This window comes from Neorhizobium sp. R1-B, assembly GCF_004368875.1.
GTDB lineage: Bacteria > Pseudomonadota > Alphaproteobacteria > Rhizobiales > Rhizobiaceae > Neorhizobium > Neorhizobium huautlense.
Map to the genome: position 1 here is coordinate 134,647 of NZ_SOEM01000010.1, position 14,507 is coordinate 149,153.

A 14,507-nucleotide genomic window follows, 5' to 3' on the forward strand; every position below is an offset into this window, starting at 1 on the left:
GGCTTACTCCTCCTCATGGTGGACGGCATCGATGGAGAGCCAGATCAGCACCGGAACGATCAGGCCGAACACGATGATTTCCTTGTAGTTGCTGGCAAAAAAGGACGCGAACGACTCGACCATGCCGACGCCGATTGCGGCAATGGCCGTGACCGGAAAGCTGCCCATGCCTCCGAGAATGGCGGCCACGAAGCCCTTGAGACCAATCAGGAAGCCGGTGTCGTAGTAGATCGTGGTGATCGGTCCCATCAAGACGCCCGATACGGCGGCGATCATTGCTGCCAGCACAAAAGCGGTGACGCCCGTCAACTGTGTGCGCACGCCGACGAGCCGGGCGCCGAGCCTGTTGACTGCCGTCGCCCGCAGCGCCTTCCCGAGCAATGTCTTTTCAAAGAAGAAATAGAGGGCGACCATGATCAGGATGGTCGTGAAATAGATCAGCACGCTCTGCGCCGTCACCAGCAGAGGCCCCATGGTAAAACTGCCGTCATGCAGCGGCGTAGCGCGCAAGCCTTCAGGGCCGAAGAAGATCAGCCCGAGACCTAGCATGGCGAGGTGAACGCCTACCGACGTGATCAGCAGCACCAGTACCGATGCATCCGCAAGCGGCCGGTAAGCTATACGGTAGACGTAAAGACCCATGGGCGCGATGATCAACACGGTCATCAGCGCGCGGATGACGGAGGGTAACTGCAGCGGCGCCAGATAAAGCACCGCGCCATAGATCAACAGAGGCAAGCCGAGATTGAGCGCAAAATTTCGGGCGAGCGCGTCGACCTTGAGATCGCGCCGCCATGACCAGAGGTCGAGCAGAAAGGCAGCTGCGCCGAAGCAAAGGAGCAGCTTCGGCGTTCCCGGCACATTGCCGGCATCCAGTGTGGCAAGCGTCAGTGCGCCATAGGCAACGAACTCGCCCTGGGGAATGAAGATCACGCGGGTGACCGAAAAGACCAGGACGATGGCAAGTCCCAGCAGCGCGTAAACCGCGCCGTTGGTCAGGCCGTCCTGGATCAGGAATGTCGCAATCGTCGCGTCCAAATGCATCCCTCACGCTTGTGCGATGGAATGGAGTTTTTAAGAAGGATCCGCCGAGGGCGGATAACATATTCGGCAAATACAGTTTGTTGCTGCTGACGGTTTCCAGCCCCTCATGCCGAATTGATCCGGTATCTGCTACGGCGGATCTGCGCCGCGAACGATGCCTTGCGAGAGCCTTCGCCTCGCAGGATCTCGTACGCCAGATACCGGATCAAGGCCGGATGACGAGGAGGACATGTGGCTTTCCCTGCGGTATCAACGAAGGAAAAGCCGTCACATGGGCCGTTCAGCGGTCAAATGGCCTACTTCTTCTCCGGCAGCAGCTGGAACTTTCCGTCCTTGGCGGTCAGCAGCACGGCGCCGCGCTGGTCGAGGCCATAATGATCTTCCGGCGTAAACTGGAACACGCCATGGGTCGCATTATAGGGACCGCTCGATTCTATGGCATCGCGCAGTGCTGCACGAAATTCCGAGGTGCCCGGCTTGGCCTTCTGCAGCGCGACTGGCACGGCCTTCTTGAGGATGACCATGGCATCCCAGACATGCGAGCCGAACTGTGTGCGGCTATTGGGGCCGAACTTGCCTTCATAGGCCTTGAGGTAGGCCAGGCCTTCCGCCTTGGTCGGCGAATCGTCGGGCTGGTCTTCCGCCACCATGACGGGGCCGGAAGAGAAGATCGTGTTTTCTACCGCCTTGCCGGCAATGCGCAGGAATTCGAAGGTCACGGCGCCCGAGACAACGTAGACCGGACCGGTGAATCCACGCTCGCGCACGCCGATCTGCGGCAGTGCCGCGCCGGTGCCGGAAGCGCCGATGAAGACGGCGTCGGGCTTGGCGGCAATCGCTTTCAGAACCTGACCGGAAACCGAAGTATCGGCACGGGCATAACGTTCGTCGGCCACGACTTCCAGACCGTATTCCTTGCCGGTGTTCTTGAGTTCTTCGACCCATTGCTGGCCGTAGGAATCCGCAAAGCCGATGAAGGATACGCGCTTGACGCCATCCTGCTTCATGCGCGTGAACATGCGCTTGGCGAGCACGCTCGAATACTGCGGTAGGACAAAGGTCCATTTCCCCTTGGCGACCGGTGGCGGCACCGGAGAAATGGCGAAATGCGGCACGCCCACTTCGGCGGCAACGCCGGCCGCACCGATCGCAGCCGGCGTCAGCGCCGAACCCATGATCACGTCGACCTTGTCGTCATTGGCAAACCGGCGGGCGTTGGTCGTAGCGATCGAAGGGTCGCCGGCATCGTCCAGCAAGATCACCTTGAGCTTTTCGCCGGCGATCTCCTTGGGCCAGAGCTCCACCGAATTTTTCAGCGGGATGCCGAGCGCTGCGCCGGGGCCAGTGGTGGGGATCGTGACGCCGATCGTTATGTCGGCCAGCGCGGGGGTGACGAATACGGGAAGGGACATGACGGCAATCGCCGCTATCCCAGCAAAAAACCGGTGTTTCATAAAATCCTCCCAGGACAAAGTGGGCGATCTCCTCCCGCCCGTCTGTTTGTTTACATGGAGATTGTTTCTTTGTAAACAATCTCCATGGCCGAACTCCTGGTTTGATTGGCTTTCAGCAGAAACTGCAGGGTCAGGTGACCAAGGCCCGCTGTTTGTATTCCGCGGTATCCCAAATACTGTTGGTCATGATGTCTTCCAAAACATCGACCGCCTTCAGAACATCGGTTTCCCCGATGTAAAGGGGCGTGAAGCCGAAGCGGATTGCATTGGGGGCCCGGAAATCGCCGATGACTCCGCGGGAGATCAGGGCCTGCATGATGGCGTAGCCCTCGGGATGGAGGAAGGATATCTGGCTGCCGCGTTTCTGTCCGTCCCGCGGCGAGGCGAGTTCCAGCGCGGGGCAGCGCCGTTCGACCTCCGTCACAAACAGGTCGCACAATCGGATCGATTGCCTGCGCACATCCTGCATATCGACATCCTCCCAGGCATCGAGCGCCGCATCGAGAGCGGCAAGACCGAGGATCGGCGGCGTGCCGACGCGCATCCGATCGATGCCGCCGCCCGGCCGGTAGCTGAGATCGAAAGCGAAGGGCTGTTCATGCCCGAGCCAGCCGGAAAGGGCTGGCCTTACCTTATCCGCATAGCGCGGCGCCACATAGATGAAAGCCGGAGCGCCCGGGCCACCATTCAGATATTTGTAGGTACAGCCGACAGCGAAGTCCGCTTCGGCTGCAGCCAGATCCACCGGCAGAGCGCCGGCGGAATGGGCGAGATCCCAGAGGGTCACGACGCCGAGAGAATGGGCCTTCCTCGTCAGCGCCTTCATATCGTGCAGCCGCCCGGTGCGATAATCCACCTCGGTCAGCATCAATACGGCGACTGTCTCGTCGATCGCAGTTTCCACCTCTTCGGGTTCGACGATCTTCAGCGTGTGTCCTTTGCCAAGTGAACCTAAAAGCCCGTGGGCCATGTAAAGATCGGAGGGAAAGTTCCCGCTGTCGGAGAGGATCACCTTGCGTTCCGGCACCAGTTCGAGGGCCGAGGCAAGCGCCTGATAGACCTTGATTGACAATGTGTCGCCCATGACGACCGTGCCTGGCGGGGCACCAATCAGCTTGCCGACGCGGTCGCCGATGCGGCGCGGCATCGTCATCCATCCTGCCTGGTTCCAGCCCTTGATGAGAAGCTGGCCCCATTCCTCCCTCATCAGCCTGTCGACGCGCTCCCTGGCCGACAGCGGCAGCGGGCCGAGGGAGTTGCCGTCCAGGTAGGTCGTCCCCTCCGGCAGATAGAAGAACGAGCGGGTTTTCGAAAAATCCGTCACGAGAAGCACCTTGCAGTTAGAGACAACGGCGACGATGAAGGTCAGACTAGAAGCTGGTGCCGGTCATGCAAGATGGATTCGCGCCCGGGTTGGCGGATTTCGGGCGCATTCCGATCTTGTTCAGCGCCCACGGCCGCATTAACCTTCCACCATCCTGCACCGGAAGGTTTGTTGATGATGATGGACACTGCTTCCAAGCCGGGACCCCGCCCGGAAGAGTCGGGTATTCTGGAATTCCTGAGGATTTGCGACGATTTCTATCCAGCGGATGCGGTCAATGCTCCGATCCAGCAGCAGCGCGACTGGTACGACGCACTTTGCGCCCGTTTCGACCAGCCCCTGCCGCAGGGCCTCACCTTTCGGGACGAGATGCTGTTCGTGCCGGTCCGCCACTATCGCCCGGCCAAGATAGGCACCGAGACCGTATTGCTCTATCTGCACGGCGGCGGCTTTGTGGTGGGATCGCTCGATAGCCATCATGCAATCTGCGCCGAGATTGCCGAACATGCCGGCGCCGAACTTGTTGCAGTGGACTACCGGTTGGCACCGGAACATCTCTGGCCGGCCCAGACGGACGACTGCTTCGGCGTGTTGAAACAGCTTCTTGGACAGGGAAACAGGATCGTCCTGATCGGCGACAGCGCCGGCGGCAACCTTGCGGCGAGCCTGGCTTTGCGGGCGCGCGACGAAGGGCTTCCCGGCGTTGTCGGCCAGGTGCTGATCTACCCCAGCCTCGGCGGAGACCTGGTTTCCGGCTCTTACCTGGAGATGGCGCAGGCGCCCGGGCTGACGACTGCGGACGTCGCCTACTACCGGGCGATCCTGAAAGCTCCGTCGGACGAGCCGGTGGCTCATCCGCTGCTGGCACATGATCTGGCTGGTCTGCCGCCCGCTTACATCACCGTCGCGCATTTCGATCCGCTTCGCGACGACGGATATCTTTACGCACAACGACTGAAGCGGGTGGGTGTGGAGGTCAGCTTACGCGAAGAGCCGCAGATGGTGCATGCCTGGCTGCGGGCCCGGCATATGAGCCAGGGCGCTCGCGAAGGTTTTCATGCGGTATGCGAAGCGGTTAAGCGATTGGCTACATGAGATCGCGCGGGATCGACTTCTCGAATATCTTTTCGAACACCTGTTTTTCGGCCTCATAGGCGGTCACGGATGCGCCGATCAGCCAGTCCCTGTCGGTGCAGGAAATCCGCGAAATCGAAATTGTCCGCACCGACCAGCCTGGCCGCTGCATATCGCATGTCCAGATAGCGGTGCCTTTCATGGAAAGCGGGTCATCCGGTGAGATCGACCACAGTTCCTCGCGAAGCTGGCGCGTCGAAAGCCCGGTGCCGGGACGTTCGGTAAGCCCGGTATCCTCATGAACGAGGTAGTCGGTGCGGTTGGCGGAGAGGTCGCGGGTTACGCTGCGCCTCGTAACGGGTGGCGTATGGGCGATATATTTCGGCAGGGGATCGGGATTGCCGGGCTGCTTCATTTCGAACGACTCGTGTTCACCAAGCATAGGCAGCGCGAGGCCGAGTGAGGCGATGTCGATGGTCAGTCCGGAGTTTACCGGAGGCGGGAGGATCGTAGGCCAGTAGGCCGTCGAGAGCGACAGCCGGATGCGGTGCCCTTTTCCAAAGCGGTAACCGCAAGCGTCAAGCGCCAGACGGATCGATACCGGCTCGCCCGGCGTCAGCGGTTTCGGTTCGGCATTGCCATCACGATGGGCGAGGTTGATGACACCGAAGGAGACCCGTGTCGCCGAGCCGTCCGGATGTATGTCGACCACGCGAGCGCAGAGGTTGGCAAGCTCCGCATCGGCACGAAGCGCAACGGTCAGAACCGGTTGGCCCAGATAGGCCTGCGGTTCGGAAAGCGGCATCGTCTCCAAGACGAGAGAGCCGGCATCGTCGACGCGCTGGTCCCCTGCAAGCTCCGCATCGGGCTTGAGGGTGAACCATTCACCGGAGGCCGTACCCGTATCGAGAGGCGACTTGAGATATATTTCATGCGCCGCGCTTGGGGTCGGCATGCCCTCCAACAGCGTACCGAATTGATCGACATAAAAGCAACGCATATCCGGCTTCGACCAGACCTCCTTGGAAATCCAGATCCCTGGATCCGAATCGCGGCGCAGCGCGGGCTTCGGCCCGTCGAGAAGATAGGCGCGCACCTGGGGAATGGTCTCGACGCCATTTTCCTCGCCGCGGAGCCAATGGTTCCAGAAGGCGATCGCTTCGCCAAGGAAATCGGCGCGCGGTTTCGGCCAGGCAAAATGTGGATATTTGTGCACCCAAGGCCCGATCAATGCCTTGGCCTTCTTGCCGAGACCCTCAACGGCCAGGAGCGGCGTGTTGCGATAACCATCTGCCCAGCCCGCGATCACCAGTACCGGGATTTCGATTGCCGAGTAATCTTCAGAGATCGAGCCGTGGCGCCAGAAGTCGTCTCGACGCTGATGTGTCAGCCATTCCTCCAGGAAAAAGGGTTCGTTTTCCAGCCGCTTCATCCACATCTCGCGCCAGCGCTCGCCGGCAAGTTCAGGGTCCGGCGGACGCGATTGATAGGCAAGCATGGTTGCGGCCCAGGAGAGCTGCGCCGATAGATGGCAGCCATTCTTGTAGTGGATGTCGTCATTGTATCGATCTGTCGTGGATGCGATCGAGATTACTGCCTTCAAGGCCGGCGGGCGGAGCGCTGCCACCTGCAGGCTGTTGAAGCCACCCCAGGAAATGCCCATCATCCCGACATTGCCGTTCGACCAGGGCTGTTCGGCGATCCAGGCGATCAGTTCGCAGGCATTCGCCAACTCAAGCTCGGTATATTCGCCGTCGATGACACCGTCCGACTCGCCTGAGCCGCGGATGTCGACGCGCACTCCGGCAATGCCCGCCGCAGCGAAGGCCGGATAGGTGGATTCGTCTCGGGCACTCGTTCCGTCGTGCTTGCGATAGGGCAGGAATTCAAAGACCGCAGGCACCGGGTCTGCTTCGGCGCCGTCGGGCATCCAGATGCGGGCAGCAAGCCGCGTCCCGTCCCCCAGCGTGATCCAATGGTTTTCGATGACGGTGAAAGAGCGCTCGGTCATGTCGCATGCACTTTCAAAAAAGACAGTCAGTTTCCGGCGCTCGCCATGCGTCTTGTGCTCAGAACCCGCTCAAGCCAACCGATCTCCATCTCCGGGACGGATTTCAGCAGCAGGTCGGTATAGTCGTCGAATGGCGGCGAAAGCGCTCGAGATTTGGGCCCGAAGCGCACCAGTCGGCCGCGATGCATGACGGCAACTGAATCGGCGATGGCCCTCACGATCGCAATGTCGTGGGTGATGAAGATATAGGAAAGCTGAGATTCCGTCTGCAGCTTCATCAGCAGTTTCAGGATACCCTCTGCAACCAACGGATCGAGCGCGGAAGTCGGCTCGTCACAGAGAATGAGTTCCGGCTTTGCGGCGAGCGCCCGAGCGATCGCCACACGCTGCTTCTGACCGCCTGAAAGTTCTGCCGGATAACGGTCGATGAAGCCGTTGCTCATCTCGATTTGCTCGAGCAGTTCCTTGACGCGCGCCGTCTTTGCCGCACCGCGCAGACCATAGTAAAAGGTCAGCGGCCGACCGATGATATCGCGCACTGTCTGGCGCGGGTTCATCGCCGTGTCGGCCATCTGATAGATAAGCTGGATGCGGCGAAGTTCATCGCGTGACCGGCTTTTGAGTGCAGGCGTCAGCGGCTTGTCTTCGAAAGTGATCCTTCCGTCGCTTGGCGGCAGGAGGCCGGTGATGACGCGCGCCAGCGTCGACTTTCCGGAGCCGGATTCGCCGACGATCGCCAGCGTCTGACCTTTGCAGAGATGCAGCGACACCCCGTGCAGCACCTTGAAGCCGTTCGAATATTGGGCGCTGACGTTATCAACCCTCAGCAGCGCCTGGCTCTGGTCGGGCGCCTCTTGCCGCGCCGTCTGGCGAACGTTCACCAGCGCACGGGTATAATCCTGTGTCGGTGCTTCGATGATCTGCTGCACCGAACCGTATTCGACCGTCTTCCCATATCGAAGTACCATGATGTCGTCGGAAATCTGGGCCACGACGGCGAGATCATGGGTGATGTAAAGCGCGGCGGTATTTGTCTCCTCGATCGCATGTTTGATTGCCGCCAGGACGTCGATCTGGGTTGTCACGTCGAGCGCGGTCGTCGGTTCGTCGAACACGATCAATTCCGGGTTCGGGCAGAGCGCCATCGCCGTCATGGCGCGCTGAAGCTGCCCGCCTGAAACCTGATGCGGAAAACGGTCTCCAAAAGTCTCCGGGTGCGGCAGGCCGAGGACGCGGAAGAGATAGAGGGCTCGCTTGCGGGCCTCGTCCTTGCTCATCAGTCCGTGCTTGACCGACGCCTCGATCACCTGATCGCCAAGGCGATGTGCCGGGTTGAAGGCTGCCGCGGCCGATTGGGCCACATAACAGACCTGAGCGCCGCGTACCTTGCGAATGCCGGCCTTGCCTAATGCCAGGATGTTCGTTCCGTTCAGCGAAACTTCGCCGCCGGTGATCTCGGCGCCGCCGCGGCCATAGGCGAGGGCGGAAAGGCCGATGGTCGATTTGCCGGCCCCGGATTCGCCGATCAGGCCGAGTACCTTGCCTTTCTGGAGGTCGAAGGACACCCCGTCGACGATGGTGATGCGCTTGGGCGGCTCGCCGGGCGGATAGCTGGTCGCCTCGATCTTGAGATTGCGGACGGACAGAAGTTCAGGCATCGCCGCGGCCTCCCTTGAGGCTGGAAGTTCGTTTGAGCAGCCAGTCGACCACGAGATTGACGCAGATGGCGAGCGCGGCGATTGCCGTCCCGGGCACCAGAGCCGCCGAAATGCCGAAGATGATGCCGTCCTTATTGTCCTTTACCATGCCGCCCCAGTCCGCCGCGGGAGGCTGGATGCCGAGCCCGAGGAAGGAGAGCGTGGAGAGGAAGAGAATGGAGAAGGCGAAGCGCAGACCGAATTCAGCGAGCAGCGGAGAAAGCGTATTGGGCAGGATTTCCCGGAAAATGATCCAGGTGGTGCCCTCGCCACGCAGTCTTGCTGCTTCCACGAACTCCATCACTGCTACGTCGAGCGCCACGGCACGGCCGAGTCGATAGACGCGGGTCGAATCGAGCACCGCCATCACGAGGATCAACACGATCAGATGCTGCGGCAGGACGGCGAGCACGACCAGCGCGAAGATCAATGTCGGGATCGACATCATCAGGTCGTTGAAGCGGGAAAAGACCGTATCGATCAACCCGCCCGAGACGGCGGCGATGAAGCTTAGCAGAATTCCGAGCGAGAAAGAAATGACCGTCGCGGCGAGAGCAACCGAAAGGGTGGTGCGGGCGCCGTAGATCAGTCGCGAGAGGATGTCGCGTCCGAGATTGTCGAGGCCGAAGAAGAATTGGGCGTCCGCCTCCTGCCAGACGCCACCGACCACCTCGGTCTCCCCATAGGGAGCGATCAACGGTGCAAAGGCGGCGCAGAAACAGGCGAGCGCGATGCCGATGATACCGACCCAGGCGGTGATAGGGATTTCTCTCAATCTCATCGCGGATGCCTCAGACGGGGATTGGCGATGATTGCAAGAATATCGGCCAGCATGTTCAGGAAGATGTAGACGGCGGCGAAAATCAACCCGCAAGCCTGGACGACCGGTATGTCGCGCACCGTCACCGCGTCGACCATGTACTGGCCCATCCCTGGATAGACGAAGACCACTTCCACCACGACGACGCCGACGACGAGGTAGGCGAGGTTGAGCGCCACGACGTTGATAATCGGTGCGAGAGCATTGGGGGCGGCATGTTTGACGATGGCCCGGAAAGCGGAAAGACCTTTGAGTTCCGCAGTCTCCATATAGGCGGAGGACATGACCGACAGAATTGCGGCGCGGGTCATCCGCATCATGTGGGCGAGAACGACCAGCACCAGCGTTGCAGTCGGTAGGGCGATCGCCTTGAGCCGCTCGATGAAGCCCATGCCCTCGTAGACGGTGGCGGGAAAGGTCGCGATACCGAAATTGACAGCGAAATAGAGGATCAGCAGGTAGCCGATAAAGAATTCCGGTAGCGAGATCGCCGCAAGGGATATGACATTGATGATCTTGTCCGGCATACGGTTGCGGAAGTGCACGGACAACATGCCGAGCCCGACGGCGAGCGGCACGGAGATTACCGCTGCAAAGCCGGCAAGGAACAATGAATTGCCGAGGCGATTGCCGACTTGTTCGGAGACGGAATTCCTGCTCGCCCAAGAGGTGCCGAAATCACCTTGAACCGCTCCGGCCAGCCATTCGAAATAGCGGGTGACGACGGGGCGATCGAGACCGAGTTCGGCGCGGATGTTTGCAACCGCCTGCGGCGTAGCCGACTGCCCAAGATAGGTCGTGGCGAAATCGCCAGGCAAAGCTTCGACGCCGCCGAAGATCAGCATCGAAACGGCGACGAGAAGCAGGAGAGAGAGCAGTATGCGCTCGATGACAAGAGCAAGAAGGGGAAACCGTTCTTGAAAACGCTGTCTGGGCAGGCTCTCTGTTTCGGTAGGATTGGACATCGGCAGAAGGCCTCGTTCTGAAACGGAAGGAGGATCGCGAGGCGCCCGCGATCCGTCAATCGGCATTCCGTCTTGAAGAACTAGGCGTCCAGCCAGACGCGGGTCGCGACATAGCCGTTCGACATGTCGTTGCCGATGTCGTGAACGTAGCCCTTCACCTTCTTGCTGGCGGCGTTCACGAAGTCGTTGAACATCGGCAGGATGAGGCCACCCTCGTCGCGCACCGTCATTGCCATGGTGCGGTACATGTCCTTGCGCTTCGTTTCGTCCAACTCGGAGCGGGCCTCGAGAAGGAGCTTGTCGAATTCCGGACGCTTGAATTTCGTGTCATTCCAGTCGGCGGTGGAAAGATAGGCCGTGGAATACATCTGGTCCTGGGTCGGACGTCCGCCCCAATAGGAGGTGGAGAAGGGCTGGACGTTCCAGACATTCGTCCAGTAACCGTCGCCGGGTTCGCGCTTCACCTCGACATTGATGCCGGCCTTCTTGGCGCTCTGCTGATAGAGCACCGCGGCGTCGACGGCTCCCGGGAAGGCAACCTCCGACGTACGCAGCAGAACAGAGCCGCTGTGCCCGGACTTCTTGTAGTGAAACGCCGCCTTGTCGGGGTCATAGGCGCGTTGTTCGATTCCCTCCGGGAAAAGGGCATAGGTGCTGTTGATCGGAAAATCGTTGCCGACCTTGCCGTAGCCACCGAGGACGGTCTTGACCATGCCTTCGCGGTCCATGGCGTATTTCAGCGCAAGCCGCAGATCGTTGTTGTCAAACGGCGCCTTGTCGCAATGCATGATGAAGACGTAATGGCCGCGGCCGGATGTGGAAAGAACCTCTACCGTAGGAGCGCGCTTCAAGAGCGCTACGGTCTTCGGGTCGACGCGGTTGATGTAATGAACCTGTCCAGAAGAGAGCGCGGCGATACGGGCCGTGGCGTCGTTCATCGCAATGATTTCGACGGAATCGACAAAGCCGCGATCGGAGCGCCAGTCGTCCTTGTTCTTTTCGAAGGTGGCCCGAACCCCCGGCTCAAAACTCGCTACCTTGTAAGGCCCGGTGCCGATCATGGCGTTCGGATCGTCGGTGCCGCCGTTCGGCTGAATGATCAGGTGATAGTCGGTCAGCAGCAGCGGGAGGTCGGCATTGCCTTCTGTCAGCGTGAGGACGAGATTGCCGCCGTCGGCCTTGATATCCTTGATGGATTTCATCACGCCCAGCGCACCGGATTCCGCCTTCTCGTCCGTATGCCGCTTGAGGGTGGCAATGACGTCGTCGACTGTCAGGGTCTTGCCGTTGTGGAACTTCACACCGGAGCGGATCTTGAAGGTCCAGGTGACGGCGTCGGGGGAGGGTTCCCAGCTTTCGGCCAGTGCAGCAACAGGTTTGCCGGTCAGGGGTTCGGATTCCACCAGCATGTCGCCCCAGCAGCGGCCGACGACGAACATAAACTGGGAAAGCGCCTTGGCGGGATCCTTGGAATCGGTCGCCGCAGCACCTTCCAAGCCAAGTTTGAGATGTCCGCCCTTTTTCGGTGTCTGAGCTTCGGCACTTGTAGCAAAGAGCTGGCTTGCCGCCGTGAGCGTCAGCCCGGCCGCCATGGCGCGGCCCATGAATTCGCGGCGGTTCATGCCCCCTGCCGTCACGCGACCGGCGAGATATTTGGTAAAGTCGCTCATTCCCCTGTTCCTTATCGTTGAGTTGAAAATGCCTTCTTCAGGCTCATCCTGCGGTTTCCTCTTCCGCTCGGATCTGCCCGTCATCGATTCTGGGAAATGCTCCGGTTGCCGCCGGTCTTTCCATCCTAATGATTAAGCGCGATAGCGGCCGATGTCTGCCGTTCGACCGCGTCGGATCCCTTTTGGTCCGCTGGCAAAGTCTTTCCATGGATTAAGGTTCGGATCGTTATGATGCGCTGCATTCCATGCGACATAAAGTGCCACCGATGCGACGGTTTGCGCCGCAATTCCAGAAATGCCGCAACCTGCGTTTGTTTGCACTCCGTTAGGAGTGCTCAGCCGCGCGCTATGGCGTGGAAGAATGTGCCGCTGACGAGGCCGCGGCGCCCGCCCGATGGCCCGATTTCCTTGCCTGTCCCATCGGCGATCATCGCAAGCGGCTTATCGGTTCCCGGCGAAACGACGCTCGCATAGTGGAACTCATGGCCGCGGGCCGTTTCGCCGGCCCGACCGATAGGACTGTCGGCACAGAGTTTTGCTTGCCGGTAGCCGAGGTTCATCTTGCGTCTCGCAAAGCTGGTGCGATGCGATAGAAGTCCGGTCATGGCATGGGTCACGCCGTCGGCATCCTCCAGCGTTTCGCCGAGCACCATATAGCCGCCGCACTCGCCGTGAACGGGCTTCGTCTCGGCAAACCGTGTGAGCCCGGCCTTGAAATGGCCGGCGGCGGCCAGTTTTCCGGCATGCAGTTCCGGATAACCTCCCGGCAACCAGCATATATCGCAGTCCGAGGAAGGCGCCTGGTCGGCAAGTGGCGAGAAGGGAACGAGTTCCGCTCCGGCCTCGCGCCAGCCGTGCAGGAGGTGCGGGTAAAGAAAGGTGAAGGCCGCATCCTGCGCCAGTGCGATGCGATGACCCGGAGGAGGCAAAGCCTTTTCCGGCGCTCCAGGCGGTATGTCGAAAGGCTTGGCCGCAGCGAAGATGGCGTCGAGATCGAGAGACGCTTCCATGGCATCGGCCAGGCGTTCGATATGCGCATCCATTTCCGGATGTTCGTTCGCCTGAACCAGCCCAAGATGCCGCTCGGGCAGGATCAGCGTCGGGTCGCGCAGGATGGTCCCAACGACCGGCAGCCCGATCGCCTCGATTGCCTCGCCGCTCAGTTTCTTGTGGCGCTCGCTGCCGGCGCGGTTCAGGATGCAGGCTGCGATCCGGACTTCGGGATCGTAATGGGCGAATCCATAGGCGATGACGGCAGCGGTCTGCGATTGGCCAGACACATCGAGGACCAGCAGGGTCGGCAGCCCGAAGAGCCGGGCGAGATCGGAAGCCGCACCCGAGCGGTTCGGCTCGCCGACGATGCCGTCGAACAGGCCCATAGCGCTTTCGATCAGAATGAGTTCCGCGTCCTCGGCTTGTTTTCGCGCCAGATGCCGCAAGAGGTCCGGCGCCATCGCCCAGCTGTCGAGGTTAAGGCCGGGCAGATGGGTCGCGGCCTCATGAAAACCGGGATCGATGTAGTCGGGTCCCGTCTTGATGCCGCGCACCTTTACGCCCCGCCGGGCAAAAGCCCGCAACAGGCCGATCGTGACGCTTGTTTTGCCGGAACCGGAGCGCGGCGCACCGATGATAAGTGCACGGGCCGTCATCGCGTGTTCCCCGGCGTCAGGATTTCCCGCATGGACACGATGCCGCCGATGACAATCAGCGCGGGGGCCGAAAAATTCTGTCGCAGAACCTCTTCTTCCACGGTGCCGAGCGTCGCGACCAGCGTTTTCTCTTCGGTCGTGGTGGCCGACATCACCACCGCCGCCGGCGTATCGGGCGAAAGACCACCCTCCATCAGCAGACGCGTGATATCACCGATCATCTTCAATCCCATATAGATGACAATCGGTTCGCCCAATCGGGCGAGCGCGACCCAATCCAGATCATCTTCCGTGCCTGCCGCGTGGCCCGTCGCAAGGGTGATAGATCGGCTGATCCCCCGCATGGTGGCGGGGATCCGCGCCGATGCGAGGGCCGCCAGTGCGGATGTCATGCCGGGAAGCACTCGGAAGGGAATACCTGCCTTGACGAGCGCTTCGGCTTCCTCACCGCCGCGGCCGAAAATAAACGGGTCTCCGCCCTTCAGCCTCAGAACGCGCTTGCCTGCCTGCGCCAGTTCGATCAGGGAGGAGGTTATGTTCTCCTGCGTTGCGGACGGTTTGCCGCCGCGTTTGCCGGCGAAAAGCAATTCCGCCTGCCTGCCAAGCGCAAGCACATCTTGCGAAACGAGCGCATCGTAGACGATGCAGTCTGCCTTGGAGAGCGCGTCCGCCACTTCCAGCGTCAAATAGCGGGGATGGCCCGGGCCTGCGCCAGCCAGCCAGACATGGCCTGGTTCGAAGTCCGGAGCTGCGACAATCTTCTCGATACTTTCATTCATAGGCAGACCTTTGGCCGGTG

At 60.8% G+C, this 14,507-nt stretch carries 11 protein-coding genes; 1 reads left to right on the plus strand and 10 read right to left on the minus strand.

Features of this window, described 5'->3' with window-relative positions; genetic code table 11:
• Nucleotides 1-3 precede the first annotated feature (3 nt).
• The 3 genes from EDE05_RS15710 to kynU form a co-directional block, all read right to left on the minus strand.
• Nucleotides 4-1,038 (minus strand): branched-chain amino acid ABC transporter permease, encoded by a 1,035-nt coding sequence (locus EDE05_RS15710; protein WP_132411117.1) that lies wholly within the window; start codon nt 1,036-1,038, stop codon nt 4-6.
• A 302-nt stretch (nt 1,039-1,340) separates the two neighbouring features.
• The gene (locus tag EDE05_RS15715) at nt 1,341-2,456 is read right to left on the minus strand and encodes an ABC transporter substrate-binding protein (RefSeq protein ID WP_105372263.1); all 1,116 of its coding nucleotides are present in this window, start codon (nt 2,454-2,456) and stop codon (nt 1,341-1,343) included.
• Between the two features lie 172 nt (nt 2,457-2,628).
• Nucleotides 2,629-3,822, minus strand: a complete 1,194-nt coding sequence (gene kynU, locus EDE05_RS15720) for a kynureninase (protein WP_132411119.1) — start codon at nt 3,820-3,822, stop codon at nt 2,629-2,631.
• A 174-nt stretch (nt 3,823-3,996) separates the two neighbouring features.
• Here kynU and EDE05_RS15725 point away from each other — a divergent pair, with 174 nt between their 5' ends.
• Complete coding sequence (locus EDE05_RS15725) at nt 3,997-4,917, plus strand: alpha/beta hydrolase (protein WP_245505140.1); 921 nt, start codon at nt 3,997-3,999, stop codon at nt 4,915-4,917.
• Here EDE05_RS15725 and EDE05_RS15730 read toward each other — a convergent pair.
• From EDE05_RS15730 to cobA, 7 genes are all read right to left on the minus strand, one after another.
• A complete protein-coding gene (locus EDE05_RS15730) occupies nt 4,910-6,907 on the minus strand; it encodes a CocE/NonD family hydrolase (RefSeq protein ID WP_132411121.1) in 1,998 nt (665 codons plus the stop codon). The two genes, EDE05_RS15725 and EDE05_RS15730, sit on opposite strands and share 8 nt — an antisense overlap.
• Before the next feature lie 26 nt (nt 6,908-6,933).
• On the minus strand, nt 6,934-8,565 hold the full coding sequence (locus EDE05_RS15735) for an ABC transporter ATP-binding protein (protein ID WP_132411123.1): 1,632 nt from the start codon (nt 8,563-8,565) through the stop codon (nt 6,934-6,936).
• Nucleotides 8,558-9,385: an ABC transporter permease gene (locus EDE05_RS15740; protein WP_132411125.1), complete on the minus strand. Its 828-nt coding sequence runs from the start codon at nt 9,383-9,385 to the stop codon at nt 8,558-8,560. The genes EDE05_RS15735 and EDE05_RS15740 overlap by 8 nt, the downstream gene beginning before the upstream one ends.
• Complete coding sequence (locus tag EDE05_RS15745; RefSeq protein WP_132411127.1) at nt 9,382-10,389, minus strand: ABC transporter permease; 1,008 nt, start codon at nt 10,387-10,389, stop codon at nt 9,382-9,384. The genes EDE05_RS15740 and EDE05_RS15745 overlap by 4 nt, the downstream gene beginning before the upstream one ends.
• A gap of 80 nt (nt 10,390-10,469) precedes the next feature.
• Nucleotides 10,470-12,059: an ABC transporter substrate-binding protein gene (locus EDE05_RS15750; protein WP_132411129.1), complete on the minus strand. Its 1,590-nt coding sequence runs from the start codon at nt 12,057-12,059 to the stop codon at nt 10,470-10,472.
• A gap of 335 nt (nt 12,060-12,394) precedes the next feature.
• Nucleotides 12,395-13,708 (minus strand): cobyrinate a,c-diamide synthase, encoded by a 1,314-nt coding sequence (locus EDE05_RS15755; protein WP_132411131.1) that lies wholly within the window; start codon nt 13,706-13,708, stop codon nt 12,395-12,397.
• Complete coding sequence (cobA, locus tag EDE05_RS15760) at nt 13,705-14,487, minus strand: uroporphyrinogen-III C-methyltransferase (protein WP_105372260.1); 783 nt, start codon at nt 14,485-14,487, stop codon at nt 13,705-13,707. The genes EDE05_RS15755 and cobA overlap by 4 nt, the downstream gene beginning before the upstream one ends.
• Between the last annotated feature and the right edge of the window lie 20 nt (nt 14,488-14,507).